Source organism: Acinetobacter sp. YH12108, assembly GCF_013419055.1.
Classification (GTDB): Bacteria; Pseudomonadota; Gammaproteobacteria; order Pseudomonadales; family Moraxellaceae; genus Acinetobacter.
The window spans coordinates 48,280-66,279 of record NZ_VPAW01000014.1 but is presented as its reverse complement, the minus strand read 5'-3'; the positions used below and the strand labels follow the sequence as shown (position 1 = coordinate 66,279).

Annotated in this window: 7 protein-coding genes; all 7 read left to right on the top strand. The window is 37.6% G+C overall.

Features of this window, described 5'->3' with window-relative positions; genetic code table 11:
* Positions 1–220: 220 nt before the first annotated feature.
* Entirely contained in the window at positions 221–7,195 is a 6,975-nt protein-coding gene (locus FTU46_RS10460) for an LPD1 domain-containing protein (RefSeq protein ID WP_257224645.1), read from the top strand.
* Between the two features lie 83 nt (positions 7,196–7,278).
* Positions 7,279–7,938: a hypothetical protein gene (locus FTU46_RS10455; protein ID WP_005028677.1), complete on the top strand. Its 660-nt coding sequence runs from the start codon at positions 7,279–7,281 to the stop codon at positions 7,936–7,938.
* Between the two features lie 265 nt (positions 7,939–8,203).
* Positions 8,204–15,430, top strand: coding sequence for an LPD1 domain-containing protein (locus FTU46_RS10450; RefSeq protein ID WP_227504984.1), 7,227 nt, complete (start codon positions 8,204–8,206; stop codon positions 15,428–15,430).
* Between the two features lie 9 nt (positions 15,431–15,439).
* A complete protein-coding gene (locus tag FTU46_RS10445) occupies positions 15,440–15,871 on the top strand; it encodes a hypothetical protein (protein WP_005005806.1) in 432 nt (143 codons plus the stop codon).
* A 272-nt stretch (positions 15,872–16,143) separates the two neighbouring features.
* Positions 16,144–16,716 (top strand): hypothetical protein, encoded by a 573-nt coding sequence (locus FTU46_RS10440; RefSeq protein ID WP_005028673.1) that lies wholly within the window; start codon positions 16,144–16,146, stop codon positions 16,714–16,716.
* Entirely contained in the window at positions 16,670–17,458 is a 789-nt protein-coding gene (locus FTU46_RS10435; protein ID WP_005028672.1) for a hypothetical protein, read from the top strand. Before FTU46_RS10440 ends, FTU46_RS10435 begins: the two co-directional genes overlap by 47 nt.
* A gap of 8 nt (positions 17,459–17,466) precedes the next feature.
* Complete coding sequence (locus FTU46_RS10430; protein ID WP_005028671.1) at positions 17,467–17,949, top strand: hypothetical protein; 483 nt, start codon at positions 17,467–17,469, stop codon at positions 17,947–17,949.
* Positions 17,950–18,000: the final 51 nt, after the last annotated feature.

Below are 18,000 nucleotides of genomic sequence, written 5' to 3'. Positions count from 1 at the left end.
TATTAAGATTAAAGATGTTGAGCTTTTAGAGAAAAAGTTGAACACATCCTTAAACAGCTTCTTAACAGGTTTAAAAAAGACTGGAAAGTTTGTTTATATCACCAATGAGCAAAATAACGACCTTAGTTTTATGTATAAGAGTTCGCAAGATAGTCTCTCTCTTGCTGACATAAAATCTGTTTTTCCTTACGACTCTAAAAATGACCTCATTGAAATGGATATGTCAGATATATATCTGCAAAACCCAATGAGTAGTGCTGAAAAAAACCAGTGGCAATCCCTATTTGAACTCAATAATCAAAAGTCCGTTGTGCTTTACCAAGCAAAACAGCAAAAACCGTTTGCCCCAAATACAACCATTATGGGTGCGGTTAAACAATTCAATAAAGCAGATTTAGGCTGGAATAAGCTACCGACATTACTGCAGTCCGTAGATCCATTGCCGTTGGCTGATTTAGACAATTACGGGTACCAAGCAGATAAAACACTGACTCGTTATTATGTTGATAAAGAAGCAGCGCTAAATGCTGGACTCATAGAAGATACGATAGAGCCTATTGAACTAAGCAAACAGCTAGTGATTTCGGTTAATTCAGGCGGTGAAGTACTTGCCCTAAAAGATATTACGCAAATTCCTGAGCTGACCAATTATAAAATATCTTCACATCCAGCATGGCCAGCGTATAACAGCTTACCGAAGCAATTTATTGATATTCGAGAGCTGAATAAGGGGCTGAATACGAGCATTGATCCAATTGTGAATGCGCTTAGATCGGATGATCATGCCGTTAATCACCAAGGATTGATCAAGCTTCAAACCTTAGTCACGAAAATCAATGACTGTTTGTATTCATACGAAGAAAACAGCATCCCGTCAGCATTGGCACCATTTGGTATAGAAACAACTGCGTTACAGCTGGTGGACAATGATTGGAAAGTTTGGGAATACAACAACCAAACTTTAGATGTAGAAGAATTCGACCTTGCCGATAAGATTAAGGACCTGATCCAAAGCGTTCAAAATAATATTAATAATTTAAGAACATTTGATCCCTACTCAATTGGTGATAGCAGTTTTGATCGTGAATTAATTTATGAAAGTTTGGATGACATCGGTACAAGTTTAGAAAGCTTGGATCTCAATCAAATTAAGCAAACCATACCGCCTGAACCTAAGGTTCCAGTAAAACGTTTGTTCAATCGAATTGATCACTTTTTTAGACACACCAAGTTTAAGCCGAACATTCCAGAACCAGTCATTAAGGACTCTTTGACTAAACTCGCTTTAATGCGAAAAATTAAGCAAGAATACCTACAAAAAATTGCAAAGCTCAAAGAAGAACGTCAAGCGATTGTTGAAGCGAAAGCAACACATACCATCAGTGAGCGTATTGAAAAAGCGGTTGCGATTCAAGTCGCTGTTGCTACTGAAAATGCGTATGTTTTGGATCAGCAAGCCTATGACGATCAAGCTTATGAAATGGAATTGGCATTAAGTCAGTTAAACATTGCTTCTACGCGTCTGAACAATCTTTATGATAGTTTTTTTGATTCAGTGATAGACCGTGAAGAATACGGCACGGATCTGGATAACTTCCTACAAAGCGTTGTCACCGATGATGAATTGCAAGATGAAATGCAACGTCTATTGGATGAGGCGAACGAGTTTGAAGCTACTCACACCTCAAATGACATTGACATTTATCATTTCAACGTTGATCTAGGTGAAGAACCTAACGGGCTTTGGAATGAAGCTGTTAACCAGTTTGATGTGGTTCATTATTATGATGAACAAGATCAAGAGTTATCTGCAGTCGAAAAGTTTGAATATTCTATTTTGGGATATTCACCATCTCAAGAATCTGCAATGCCAGATTTTAACGATATGGTGTTCTCGAATGCTGTATCAGTGCTGGATAACAGTATTGAGGACATGATTGCGACCAGTGCTGAAAATGTAGGTAAAAACTACTTTTCATTTCATCAGCAAATGCCTCGTATTCTTCAACAACTGCATAGTATTAATAGCCAATTTACGGCGCTTGGTGATGGTGATGCCCATAGCATTGCATCACAATATTTATCGGATGAAAGCTTAGAGCGATTCTATAACCTGTTAGAACAGGACGGTAACTACAAGGGTTTTAATAAGCGTATCGATGTGGCTCATGTGCTTTCTGAGCTGAGTAGCAATATTGGCAACAATCCTGACTCCCCTATCCTTAACCGATTACCTGATATTAGGTCGCAACTCAATCATGCGATAAATGAGGAATTACGTGTACGCACGAATCCTGGTAATGCACTGGCCAACGCGATTGTTTTTGCTGCGACCAATGAAGTTTTGTCTTTAAAAGAAACACTCGAAAAAGATGAAATCTATGTGGTAGACAGCTTTCAAAACTATCTGCCTAAGGTGATACATAAAGACCACTTCAACTCAAATACACAAGAACAGCTTTTTGCCTTAAATAAAAAGGTCGCGGTAAGTATGGCGTATAAGCGCTATCTACAAGACTTTTATCAAAATGCCGTGGGTGAAGAGTCTAAATCTGAAGCGGTTACTGCCATTATTAATAATGAGCACAAGCATATTTTGATGGCACTAGGTTATCTAACACCGACCTACAATGAAGTCACGGCGCCAAAAGACTCGAAAATTGAAAATGTCGTCACGTTGACTGAAGAAGCGGTAAAAACCTACCTAGCTGAAGGTAACGCTTTGATGGTTGAGCCTGAAGTTAGCGCACGTTCTTTGGCGGTGTATAGCAGTACGATAGCATCTGATCAGAACTTCATTCGCTTACTGCCGATGGATCTAGGTCAAAAGGTTAGTTCATTACAAAAGCAAAAAACCATTATGATTAATGGTGCTTCTTCGTTTGAACATATCCTGAGCTCTAATCCGATCAGCAAAAACAAGCTGACCTATGATGACCTTAAGAATGTAATTCTTAATCGTATTTTGACCAAGGAAGCGGTACCGAAATATGAAAAAGGCTTAAAGCTTGATATTGAAGTTAAGAATGTCTATGAGCATGCATCAAGTTTCTTGCCACTTGAAAAGACCGATGTTAACAGTGAAAATGACTTTGGCAATCTCTTTAAACATGGGCTTGTGCTTGAAGCATTACAATCGACTCCAGACTCACTCAAGAATGGATTTAACCTCAACCGTGATTTAATCAATTCTGCCCTACTGCAGTCATTTGAAAATCGTTCTATTGAAGAATGGACGGCACTAAAAAATAAATCTCTCGAGACAAAAACGGGATCTCTTTTAAGCATTATCACCAATCCAGAACGTATCAAAGAGTTTGAGTTTCCTGAGATAAATTTTTATCTCACGGTTTCACCAGCTGATGAACAAAAGCACGGTGCGATTAACTTATATTTCAGCGGTGAACAGATTCCGTCTACCGATCGCTTAATCGTTAAATCAAGTCTGAATGACTTAGCTGCAGACGATAAGGCGCTGTTTAAAGCTTTGACGCTTAGCAATGATTCAGTTTTAAGTACGCAAGAGCAAATGCAGTACTTGATCGACTCATTAGAAAAACGCTATCAGATCTTCCAGTCGATCGAAAACCTACACCTTAAAGAAAAGGTATTGTTTAACCCTGAGTTGGACGATTACAAGGCATTAACTTTGCGTGATGCCGATAATCAATACATCGATCCAACGGCGAAACAAGATCTAATCGATTTTGTGAAAAGCAATGATGTGATGACCAATGTTGATTTGATGAACGTCTTTACCGACTACATCCATCAAAAAGAAATGGATCAAGCGTTTGAAAACGGCTCCAAAATTATTGTGGCCAATGACGGTGCTGATTTAGTGATTTCTGTCATAGATAAAGACACACCAGTTTTACAGCATGATCAATTACGGGTTTTTGATAATGTTGAGCAGTTTGCTAAATTCAACGAGCGTGGTGGATTGTTTAAAGACTTCCAGTTAAACGGGATAAAAGCGCATCTTGTGGACCAAGTATTAAATGATCTTGGGTTACGTGAAAACATACTGCAGACAATCAAGGTGCCATTATCACCCGGTTTTGAAAATATTGATGTTAAAGGCCTTAATGAGATTGTGGCTGTTAATATTTCAACATTGGTCAATAAAATTGATTTTACCTTTGGTGAAAAGCTACTTGAATCTAAAGACCGGTTCGATCTCGCGATTAAAGTTGCCGATGATCAATCTCCGTTAAAACTGGCCATTGTGAATAATGCCGAACATCAGCAATTTGTTGATCAAGGCTATAAAATTCTTCCTACGCCAAAGCACCCGAACTCTAAGAACTTCTTAATTACTGATTTTGCAAAATCATTCAAAAAAGCAGAATTATTTAAGTCTCGCGATCAAGTATATAAACCTGAACATATGGTTCAAAGCGCACCTGTTGTAGAAGTTGCCCAAGAACCATTGGTTGAAGAACCGATCGTAACTGAACCTGAAGTTCAAAAGCCTACTGAACCAGAAGTACAGGAAGCAACGGTAGAAGTTGTAGAGCCGACTGAGCCAGTTGCTCCAGAGCAAACATCACTGTTTGAGTCTGAGGGTAAGCCTGAAGCTGAAGCACCAAAAGAGCCAAAAACAACCAAACCGAAAGCCACTGAGTCACGTTCTGAAGTTGGACTTATTGAAGATACGGGTATGAAAATGCCTGGTGCGAAAAAGGATCTGTATGGTCCACGTTTATCGCTCAGTCAGATTCAAGATATGTCGCTTTTGCAAGTCAAAAACCTAATTACGCGTGACAAAATTTGGAAAAAGGAATCGGTTTTACAAGCAAAAGAAGCTGGTCGAGATATTTACATTCACTTGCTGACTGACGCTGTACGCAAGATGACGAATGATCAGCCACGTTATCCGCTTGAAAATGCCACTGAAGAACAGTTTAAAAAAGTAGGTGCTGGATACTATGACGCTGTTTTAAGTATGCGTGATGCTTTAATGGAAGCAAAAACAGTTCGTGAATTTATTCCTAATGCATGTGATTTATACGTTCGTTTGAATGAAGACAAAGATCTGTTCACGGCGTTTAAATCATTAGATCGGTCATTATTTTCATTGGTAGAAAGCTATGCTGAATATGCTGCCACTGACATGATTATTAGTTCTGAATTGGCGAAAACCGATAGTAGTGAAGCACGTAAAACGCTCACTGAAGCACTTCATCATTTACGGAAAGAGTTACCGCCAGTTAAAGGCACCTACTCTATCTATAAAAAAATACGTAGTGCGATTGATGCCAAACCGTTCCAAGACAAAGTAAAAGCGACTGTTACTTTTAGAAGTGGCAACATTATAGATTCGAGTACGCTATTTAGCAGATCTGATGCTGGTCTATCTGAACAAGTAATGGATCTGTTAACTGCTAAAAAAACCAAAGACGCAACTGCAGAGAATGATGATACTCAAGAAGTCTCGTTATCTGAAAAGAATGTATCGAACATTGTAGATGACACGGCGAGTACCTTAGATGCCCTATTCAAAGAGTATGCTAAGCCTCGTACTATGCGTAAGGCATTCAAGCTCAGTGATGTGGTTGTGACGGAAAACATTGCTTCACGTAATGGCCAAGATGTTACAGCACATACCTTGCAAGCGACCTTTGGATTTAAAGCCGTAGAGTTTGGCGAGTACTTGAACCAGAGCGATCGTCAAATCGCATTAAATAACGCATATGACGGTTGTTTCGCTCTTGCTAAGGCACTTGATATAGATCCGAAATTTGTTGGCTTTAACGGTATGTTGGGTGTTGCTTTTGGTTCGCGTGGACGTTCCGCTGCGATGGCACATTACGAGCCATCTAACCGTGTGATTAACTTAACCAAGAATTCAGGTTTTGGCTCGTTTGGTCATGAATTTTTCCATGCCTATGACCATCTCATTTTTAGTGCGATGACACGCAATCAACCAAAAATGATGATGGAAAACGTACAGCCTTATCTAACTCGTTTTGCAGAATTGAATAACATTAAGTCTGAGAAGTATGCCAACATTAACCAAGATTTGTTGCAAGCTGCAGCCAAAGTAAATCAAGCGATGTATTACTTGCCAATGAAAAAGGATGACTCGATAGAAGTACTTCGCACGAATCTTGAGAATCAAGTCAAGTTTTATGAAACCAGCATCAAAACGATTTTGGATAAAACATTGGTAGATCAACCTGACATTGTTGATTTGTTTACGCCAGATAGAGACAGCATAAAAGAGAAAATTAATACGTTTATTGCGGAACGTGGCAAGTTGCATACTGAACTATCTTCATTGATTAACTTCGCTAATCGTCATGAAGATCCTGAACTTTTCCAAAAGGACGCCATACAACATAGACGTTATATGCACGTTGCCCAAGGCTTGCATAAGTTCTTGTCTGAAAATGAGTATCCAATCCCACGGACTGAGCTCAACAAATATATCTCGCAATCTCGTTCTGAAATTGATCATGATCGTGTCTTTGCAGCGCAAGTACTTGGTGCAGCGAACAGTACAGTCTTTAGATCAGTTGTATTCCGTGATTATCGACAAATGTTGCGTAGTCAGTTTGCGATATGTGCACTCGACTTCATCAAAGAAAACAGCCCTAAACCATTGTCAGATGAACACTTAAAGTTAATTTCTTTAAGCTTACAGACGAACGATCGCTTAACATCAACTAATCAATCTCAGCTAAAAACTGATTTCTACAAAAATGCGATGGTATTAGAGGGCTTAACAAGTGCTAAGAAGCCGTATTGGACGACCGCACATGAAATGTTTGCCCGTAGTGGTGAGCAGTACTTACAAGTGACCTTAGCAGAAATGAACTTGCGTAATGATTGGCTTGTTTACCCATGTCCTGAAGGTGGTTCATCTTCTGTAACTCAACCGCATGGTATAGAAAAAGATGCAATCATGAAGGAGATTCGCGAATTTACGGTGAAAGGCCTGGACTATATTCAGGAAAATATTGCTGAACTGCGTTTTGCTGATCATCAGCAGTATGTCAGAAATGCAATGCACTTCTTCCAACCGGGTACAGATCAACATGAGAACCTAGTTAAATGGAATGAAGTCATTAATGAGATGTCACAAGCTGAATACGATGAATATTGGACTAAGCTCATGACCAACATTGAAGTACAAGCAGATCCAGAATTAAGCAAACAAAAGAATAGCGATCCTGAATTGGCACTATAAGCAATTTTGAGATCTTGGATGCTATCCCCTGTGGGTGGCATCTTTTTTTTATTTAAATCTTATAAATGGAATCAGGGGGCACTATGGCAATAGCAATTCCAAAGCAATTTGCTGGTTTTGGTCTAGCAGTTGCAATTATATCTGTGGCTAATCATTTCGGATTGGTCGATCTCTTTGCTCAAAGTGCTACACGGGCAATATCGAAACAAGCTCAATCAGTAGAGTCAGCCAATCCAGGCCAACCGAATGAACCTGAAAACGGTCTACAAATGGCAAAAGACTATGCTGAACATCAAAAAATGGTAGCCAATAGTGCAGCCATGCCATTTAAAAAAGAAGTGATTAATGTTTCCAGTATGGAAAACACACAACATTTTGGTCCTGTTTCAATGGAATCTCAAAATGTTGATACTGTGTTTATCATTCGAGATAAGGCCACTAAAAGGTTACGAGCCGTTGTTCAGGTACCCAAAAAGCAAACTGTCAATATATCTCTTCCAATTGGTCAATACACCATTCAATATGCCCAAAACAATTATATTAAGGATGCTCCATGGCAAGGATTAAATAAGTTTTGGGGATACGGCACTACCTTTTTAGAAAGTAACCTTGAGCATAATGTTACCTTGGTCCAATATCCGAATAATAGTGGCTACTTTATTCGTGGTACTGGAATTATTGTAGGTGTAGAAGATGGCACCCAACCAGACGAACTCGCTAAAAACGAATTTGTTAAAATGTAACCATCAGCTTTAAGCAAGATGTCACCTATACGGTGGCATTTTTATTTATAAAAAAAGAAAGAATAGTGCACGGTTTTAGATGGTTTTATTAAAAATGATAGGTATTTAAACAGTGCTATTTACTCGGTATATACTATTTTAAAGAATAACGCCTAAACCCTCCCTCAAAGTTAATTTTTTAGTTTAATATAAGCACATATAAGTACTCGTAAGAGTCGTTTTAAAGTCTTGGATCATGCTATGTGACCAAGTAGGAGACTATAAAGTGAATGAAGTTAAATGGCCTAATTTAACTGGTCTTGGTGCGCGTCTTGTAGTATCGCCAGCCAACAATTTTCGCCCAAAAACGGCGATGCTTGTTGTTAATGAATTTGAGCAATTCAAAAAATCTATTGAACAAAACAGTTCTAAGCAATTTGAACAAGTGTTAATGGATGCCCATTTTTATGAAGTGCAAAATGATGATGGTATTCATGCGTACTACTATAAGAACCCGGCAAAGTCTGGTATCGATCTAAACGATCTTCAGAAGGTCTTTCCAGCGTTTACCAACGATATGAAAGTACCGACTAAGCAAGAAGATATTTATCTCACCAATCTACCGTTTAAGAAGAACATTCCGAACTGGAAAAGTTACTTCGCATCAGCGACCGAACGCCTTTCTGCTTTCCCTGAAGTGTATGTCAGTAAGCTAAACAATGGATCTAATATCCTTGATACGCTGAAAACCAGTCTTCAGGAATCGAACAAATCCTACTTGGCTCAATTTCAGTCTTCAAAAATTCCTTTTAATCGTCTTCAAGATTATGGCTATGAAAATATCTTCTCTAAAGTCTATCTAGATGAAGAATCGGCGATGGCCAGTGGCGAAAGTCTAGATAATCTAGCCAAAATTAAGTTGTCTCCATTTGCAGTACCCGTCAATTACGAAAAAGATGGTTCGTTACTGATTATTGATGACTTGCGCCATATTCCTGAAATCTTTGCTCATGATCCGTATGAAGCATTGGGGTTAAATGACAATATTAACCTGGTGCATTTTGCTCATGAATACGAGTCCACTTTTAATCAGCTGATTGAGCATGGCCGTGGCAACAGAATGTTTAACATGAGCTTTAAAGATGTTGATGCTTATGTACAAAAATTAGCTTCTGATCTTGTTGTGATAGACCGTGTGTTTAATCAACAGCAATTGCCGTATCCAAAGCTATTAGAATCAGCTAAACAAGGTATTCCAGCTTTTTATAAAGATGAACACGGCACATGGATGGCGTCTAAACAAGGTATTGAAACACGCCTTGTAGATAAGATGGTGTATGACGCTGCCATGCTTCGCCATGATGTCTTACAACAAATGGTACGCCAGATGCCAACAGGTAAAGTTTTCTTTGCCGATCTGAGCCAAGAGTTCTCTGAATTCTCTGTAAACATCGTTCCTAAGTTTAATGCGCTCTATGATCACCAATCTGCTGAAATCAAACAGCGTAAACTAGAAGAACAACTCAATGAATCAAATGTTAACGAGATCTTGAATGACCTTGATGTTAATTTTGAGGCAACTGAGAAGGCATCTATTACTGAGTCTGATCTACTCAACATTGCAAATGACCTCCCTACTCCAGAAATTGATGATGTTGCCGTACTTAAAGAGCTCTTAAAGTTTCCTGAAGAATTATTGGATGCAAGAGGCAATGACAAGGTGCGTGATTTCGCGCCGTCTATGCTTGAAATTAGACAGATCTTGGATGTCTATGTCATTCCTAAGGCTACTGAACAAGCTCAACAAATTGAGAAGCAATATAGTGATTATCTAAATCAGAAATATGCTGAAATTCAAGATGTCGTGCGCTCAGCTACACAAACAAAAAACTTCAGCGTAGATGATATTCAAGCGATCTCTGACGAAATCGACACACACAATGTTGAGATCTCAAAACAGTACAATGAAGTTAAAAAAGTCTTATGGCAAAGTGAAACTTTGGTATCTGGCATTACGTCTGCAACAAATACCTTTTTGTTTAATAAAAACAGCTTCTACTACGCTAAAGATGAAAACGGCAAATTTGTAGGTTTTGAATCTGAAGTAGAAAGCAATCAACATAAAGCGGATCTGTTCAAATTACTATCTAAGCAATTCGACAATCAATTGGTTTCAATTAACACGCCTGAGCTTCAGGAATTTGTGAATAATGAAACTGCAGTTGATATGTTGATGTCACGCACGAACAATTATGTTGAGCAAAATATCAATGATTTTGTTGCTGGTGATTTTTCTGCGCCTTTAGAGCTAGAGCAAGATGTACAGCGTTTAGAGTTAAGCGATCTGTGCACGGCTGATCTTGCTAATAACGATAAATTAGCTTCAGCGTATTTTGAAGAGTTTACTCGGCTTCTTGATGAATCAAACTTTGATGAAGCATTTTTAAAACAATCTCTATCACAAACTAAAAGTGCGTCATTCTTAAAGAACGGTGTAAATGAGATTTTATTCCGTAATTTATTGGTGCCAAATGCAAGTGAAAACTTCAATCGTAAGACTAAATCTGATTCTGTTCCTGAGGATATTCTTGCTAAAACTTCATCACATACAGATGGGTTTAGTCTGGACCGTCAGTTCAATCGCTTTGTTGAAGTTCAAAGCTTCCAAAAGGCATTAACAGCCAAATATCCGCAACAAGACTGGTCATTTATCACAAAGGATGACCGTGGCGAAAACATCAAGTCGATTGCTGAAGATATGCAGTCTGACATGGAAGAAGACCGTAAAGATGCAAAGGATCTGTTGTCGAGTATCGAACGTCAGTTTTATTCTAAAAATTCGACCTTATTTGTCTCGAACATGGATCTCGCTGCAGATGAAATCTATGTTCAGATTAAACCAACGGGTGACATTGACGATTTAAAAGTTAAAACCGTTAAATCAAATGAATTTGATGAAAACAAACATTTTTCATTGTCTACCGATGGCTACAAAGCAACAAATCAAGCGTATGCGAACATTGCCAAGTATTTTGTTGAAAAAACCCTATATCTAGAAGATGGCGATTATGACAAGGCACAAAAACTAGCTGCCTTAGTGATTGCTGGTGAAGATAAAGAGCTCAAACAAGAAACTAAGAAAGTCTTTGGTGTAGAGCTGACTGCAGATGACTTGAAGCAAGTCCAAAGCATGCAGTTAGAAGATGGTAAGCTCCAGTTAAACAAAACTGCCCTACCGAACCACAACTACAACAACATTCAGCTATTCAACTATCTGAACCTGATTGATATTAATCAGCGTACAGTTTTTGGCAAATTTGATGTTGAAGTACAAAAAGAATTTGAGGTGATTAAGGATCTTCTCAAACCTAATGTAGCTTTTCAGAATAACGTTAAATATTTTTCTCTAACAGCTGAAGAAGAGAACGTACAGTTCAATAGTGAATCTGAATACTTTAACACTCAGCTAGAAAATGCTGTAAAGCACTATGAAGATCACCACGGCGCAATCAAGATCCCTGATCATGATTTGTTTATAACTGTGTTTCAAAAGAATGATCTTCAGTATATACGCCTCTACAATCATAAAGACAAAAATGCGCCGTTTATTGGGCATTCAGTTTCCCTAGATGCCAATATACATAAGGCTACTGGCTTTAATGATAGAGATGCGGTTAAAACGTCTGCGAATGCTTTGTTTAAGTTATCGACTTCACGCAACAGCATGACGTTTATGCCTCCAGCTAAGTTCACTTTTGAAAAATATTACGAGTCAGATCTCAACTTCTTCAAAGCTAAAGATAGTCAGCAAACTTTAATCAATAAAGTGTTTACGTCTTTACCAAACAAGATGTTCCAGTACATTTCTGATCATCCATCTAATTTCAACTCTAAATTAGATTTCATCAGCAATCTTAATTCTGCAACATACGAAAAGTTTGAGGATCTTAGCTACGATAAAAAACCGAATGAAGTCACTGAGCTTCTGAGCAACATCTCTCCAGCGTACACCTATGTTATCGCTCATGTAGATGGCCAGACAGCAATCATGCCTAAAAACTTAACCAAAGTTTTTGATGTTCAGGCATTTGAAGAAGTTCATCCGTTTGATTTGGTGAACTCTAAACTTCAGAAAAGTGATCTTAAAGAACTTTTTAGCAATGGTATCAATGGTGAACCTGATCCGTTCATTAATAAGCTCAAATTTAGTGTTGTATTAAACCGTGTAGGTAATCCAGAACTTGAGGATATTCAGCCTAGATTTATGTTAGAGCAGATCGCCGTGAATGAGGCGTTTGCAGAAAAATATAAAACCTTAACCGCTTTAAATGAAGTCAATGCCGTCATGCTTGAGCATGTCAAAGCATTACAAGATACGATTAAACAGGCTTATGCTGAGCATTTTGTAGGTTCCAACCCTAAAGTTCACCAATACAAGTTGCTAAACAAATCATCTCAACAAGATGAAACACCGCAATTGTTTATGGTTGATACGGACTATGAGCCTCAATTAACTGCCGTGCTTCTTCGTATACCGTCTCATGACTATCAGTATCAATTGATTACTGGTTTTGATGATGTAGACCAGTTTAGTCACGAAATCTTAAATGCTATCGAATCTAAGGTTAATTTCGGTACCACTTTAGAGCAATTAGCACTATCTAACTTGCCTGAAATTCAGATTAAACACAAAACTGACTTTGAGAATAAACAGTTAGCAAGTTTGCATTTCCAAACTTTGATTACGAATACGCTTGGTGCTCTATACGATCAAACCGCACACATAAAGCCGTATATCAAAACTGAAAATCACAAATTGTTTTTGGCCATCAAGCCATCGACCGACAATGAATATGCATCGGTTAAACTTTTTGGTGATAAGTCCGATATTCACGGTGATTACAAGTCTCTGTGCGTTTTTCCTGTTAAAAGTATGCGCTCAGTTGAAGATGTCTTACAACTTCAAAACCGTGTGTTTACTGACTTCACGTTTATCGATCAATTGGTACCAAAAGACAAATATGTGCCTGTTGATGTAAAGGTAGAGCCAAGTGACTCCCCTGCTATGTACTTAGGTGATGTAGGTGCCAAGTTTGGCGGTGCACATAAAGATCGCTACGGTGAATACATTTCATTGGAATATATTTCAGCGACATCAGCCGATCAAACAGCTACGGACTATCGAAAAGCAAAAATCGTTGCAAATAAAGAATTCCAAGCTTGGTACACCAATACGCCACTCGGTATTGATGACAAAATATTCGTAAAGGCAATGTATGACTACTGCCCAACTAAACCGTTATTCTCTAAAAATGCGTTGATGCTTGATAGCCAACGAGCGACAGAATTACGTGCGTATGTGGCTGTTGTTTCTAACATCAGAAATTTGATGGTAGATACTCAAGAAGAGTTGATTCATGCGGTAAGAAACAATAAAAGCTTATCTGCTGAAAGTCTTGGTATGACTGATCGCCAACGTAAAGACTATATCGGGCTTTATAGTAAAGGTACCAAGAACAACTACAAAAACTACTTCGAATTGCTTAGCAATTTGAATGAGTACTACATTATGCCAGAACATACAGGCGGTATCAGTGTTCAGCTTGAGAAAATCATCGAAAAAACGATTGATAAAGAACTCAGTGAGATTCTATCAACAGGTAAGATCTTTGATTTTTACGGTAAGTCGAAAGTCACTAAAGATGTGAGCGATGCGATCAGCAACATGCAACGTACTGGCTTATATTCAACTGTGCTTGAACCATACGTTCTGAAAAGTGCGATTGAAAGTGGTTTAGTTAAAGCTGAATCTGCACCTATTTATGTTAAAGATCCTGTTGCACCAGTTATAGAAGCAACGACTGAAGCTGTGAATACACCTAAAGCACCACGTTTGCCGTCATTTACCAGTGAAGTGAAAAAACTTGAAAATGGCTTTGTGACTGAAAAAGTCCAATCAAGTATTTACGGATTGTTAAATTACTCTCGTACTGGTCCTGATCATCGCCAAGGTGCCGATGTGGATTCATTCAAGCTTAAAGATGACTTTTCTATCCGTGGTGTTGAAGTAGGCAATAAAGTTAGTCCTGTGGCTCAACAGTTGGTTAATGCCGTGTATGACTCATTGGCTGACTTAAAACAACTCATGGGCTTTAAATCAAACAATGGTTTATTGAACTTGGGTGTTGCTTTGGCTTCACGCGGAATTAAAGGATCTGCAGCGCATTTTGAACTGTCTAAGAACGTGGTTAACTTAACTCGTGATAGCGGATCTGGAAGTTTGGCTCATGAGTATGGCCATGCGCTAGATGCACACTTGGGAATGTTGGAAAAAGCGGAAGTATATAAAAATCACGCTCAAATGAATCGTTCTGTACTTCAGGACTATTATGAAGACATCCCTAATTTTGAGATACCAGGTGCACGACACTTCTTATCAAATATGTTGGATGCTGGATACTCCCCTGTTACTGAGTCCGGTCGTGCTTTTGAAAAGGTACATCGTGCGATGATGAATGAGCCAGTTCAGCCAATGAAAAATTACGGTCAAGTACTTCATGAGAATGCTGAGACTGCAATCAAGGCGTACCACACTGTTGCTGATTCAATGCATGATGAAGTGATTAAGAATAAAGAGAATTATCCTAATTCTACGCGCAAAACCTTAAACAGCTTCTTTGACTGGCACCAAAAGCACTATGAAGATCTCATTCGCCGTCAGTTTGAGAAAATTGAAGAGTACTTGAAGAAGTATGAGCGTGAATATAAAGCTGATACAAACCTATCTTTCTTCAGTACAGTTCAAGACAAGGTGGATGTCATTGTCTCTAAAATTAACACTGACATTAATGCTATAAGCTTTAAGTCGTTTGAGCGCTATCAGCAAAAACTTAATGATATGCGCCAGCCAGAACATCATTTACCTACAACCGGTTTGGAAGAAAAAATTACAGGTGTTGCGAACGCAGCGAATGTGGATTTAAAAACACTATCGCAAAACCTATCTGAATACTTGATAGAGTCATCTAAATACAAGTTCTATAACCTGGTAGAGAAGTACATGCCTGAGGGAGTTAAAAATCCTCATACTCAAATGCAAAACTTCTTTGATAAGTCGCAAGACGTTGAAGTTAACGTAGGTGATATTCGTTTTAGTGACAATCTATCGCGTTATAAAAAGGACTGTTTAAATATCGACAGTGCTGAAAATCGTGCAACGCCGTATTACGCGACCAGTACCGAAATGTTTGCTCGTTATTTTGAGACTTATTTGTACTCTAAAGTTTCAAATGAAAATGAAATGAAAAACTCATTTTTAATTGACGGCTACCCTACCGTACAACCTAAAGGTTTAGAGTTTGAGATCTGCAGAAACTTGACTGAACAATTAGTCGAAACTTGTGTGAATGAAATATTTGATCAAGATCTGCAAAACGAAAATACCCAAAAAATTATTGCTGAAGTTTCGATTGAAAAAGAAAATGAAGCTGACCAATTAAGACTTGAGATGTGAGATAACTAAATGCAATACGAAAATATTCATGAAGCAAAAACGCCACTTAAAAGCATGATTACTCGTAGTCATGCCTATATTCGCCTGTTGGTAGAAAAAAGTATGGCTGATGGTATTAAGTTTAAATATCACAACGGTAGACGTTTAACTCAAATTGATGATCCTGAGCGTGTTGTTTCTCAAATCTTCCCTTATTTTTTCCGTTTAGTTTTCTTGGAAATATCAACTTATTACGGTCAAACATTTGATGGTCTTAAGTTTCATTCTAAGAAACGTGCAACAGGAACATTGCAATTAGAGGTCAGTATTCTTGAAGACAAAATACCGAACCAATTAGAGTTTTTCACCTTTATTAGTTACGTTTTTAACTATGGGTTTTTAAAAAATCAATTCCATGAAGACTTAACCCTTTTAACCAAAGCAACAAAGTTTGCCAGTTAAAAGTTAGATCCATTTTAAATCTTAGATTTAGGTATATACTAAAAATAATTTTTAAATATTTAAACTTTCAATGTGGCTTTATAATCAAATAAAGCCATATTGATTTAGAAACAAGTTAGATATTTCTGAATTAAAAGTGTGGCGAAAGTATCAGTTTTATAAGTCAAACAGTCTGCAGTCTTTTAAGTAACTGTTGTAACGAAATAGTCATAACTGAGTCGCTGTACATTTGATGTGTATGCCCTTTTATTAATCCCATTGGAGATGATCGAATGCAAAAACCATTGCATGAAAATCTTGAAAACTTTCTGCCTTACTTGAAAAGTGAACTCGCTGCCAAAGGTATTTTAAGTGCGTCACTCAAAACCATCTTTTTGAACTACATTGATCAGATCACAAAAGAGAATAGATTCGTCAGCCATACCAATACGACCGATCGACAAATTGTATATATAGAACGTGGCGATGATGCATTGATGTTGCGCTTTAAATATTTTGTTGAAAATAATGAGTACTTAGAAGTTGAGTTAATCATCACGGATACTCATGTAAAGTTGGTTTATGCTGAATCACCAGAATTACACTTGCTTTATGATGATGAAACACCAATTTGCTTAGATGCTGGCCAGTTAATCAAGTGTACCAATGACTATGGAACATCACTTGCTACTTTAATTAGCGCCCTATTCCAATGTTTACTCAGTGATGATCCACAAAAAAATATCCAAGACGTACTTAATCAAACTAATCTTTTTGACAAAGTTTCAGATGAAAATGCCGAATTAAACAAGGGTTCACATGATTTCGATAACCGACAAAATCAAGCAAATATCTGGGTTTTCTGATTCAGATTCAGAAGTTGTTAAGGATAGTGTTTTATCCTTATCTACTGCTTTGTGGATCATGAATATACTCATGTCTACAAATTTTGTTATTGGTTTAACCAAGAGAGATCAGAAGCTTTTTGATAATGCCAAAGAAACACTGATTACTGAAATGAAGCGGTTAAATTACAATCTTAGCGATTATAAAGTACTCCCTGTTTCAAAAAAGAATGAACCGCTTTTGCTTCAAATTAAACTTGAACAAAAATCAGATCGGATCATAGATTTAGTCAATGCCAATTTAAAGGATTTATCCAAAGACGAGTCCATGGTTATTGAAGTTCTTTATGCAAATTTAATGAATAGTAATAGTGGTGTTTGCATCACTATAAGCGATATTCATGATAAAACAGCGCTTCAAGTCAGTGAGATTCTTACTGACATTTCAAAAGAATTAAAGGTATCTACTTTATCCGATGTTCTTGATATTTATGCACGACCAATTGAACATAATAATGCCAAGGTGAGCTTTACCCTGGTGAACCCATGGGCATTATCAACCGATAGAAAAAAGACTCTTTGCATTGCTGCACCCATATTCAATGAATACAACAGTCCATTTAAATTAATTGCACTTCTTCAAAATATCATTTATCTAATTAATCAGAAGTGTACTAAAGAGACGGACCTTCTATTCGATTCCATTAACCTACCAAAATTTCAAAATAGACTTTTTGGCCAAAGCTTTTTTTATATTAATTAGGACTAACCATGAAAAACCAAACACGCCCATTTACTGTAGTGTTGTTGGCTCCTATTGCAGAACAACCTATTCATGCTTTAGTTGCGCCATCAGGTGATTCAATTCTGTTATCACAAGATACGAAAGTCTCTACTCTCGCAAATTGTCCAGATATGATCGAATCTGAGTTCGGTACATATGATGAATTTCTTATCGAACATCGCGATCAATTTATGCTGTTTAACCAAGTCGCATCTGATTTAGATCCTGATCTAATTTTTCCTAAAGTGCATTCAGACCTACTTGAAGATAGCTTATGTATTATTCGTTCTATTTTCGCTTTTGAACGTTTCAAATTAGAAGAAGAACAAAAGAATGCTACTCGTAAAGAGCCTAAAGAAATTAATCAAGAATATTTAATGAAACGTGCGATAGACCAGGCAATGACTTTAGAGCAAGATGTTTCTGACCTTTCATCAAATGTAGAGCGCTTACAAAGCCCCATGTCTTAAACTCCATTAAATATATTTAAAATTAACTTTAAACCCTCTCTTAAAACTTAT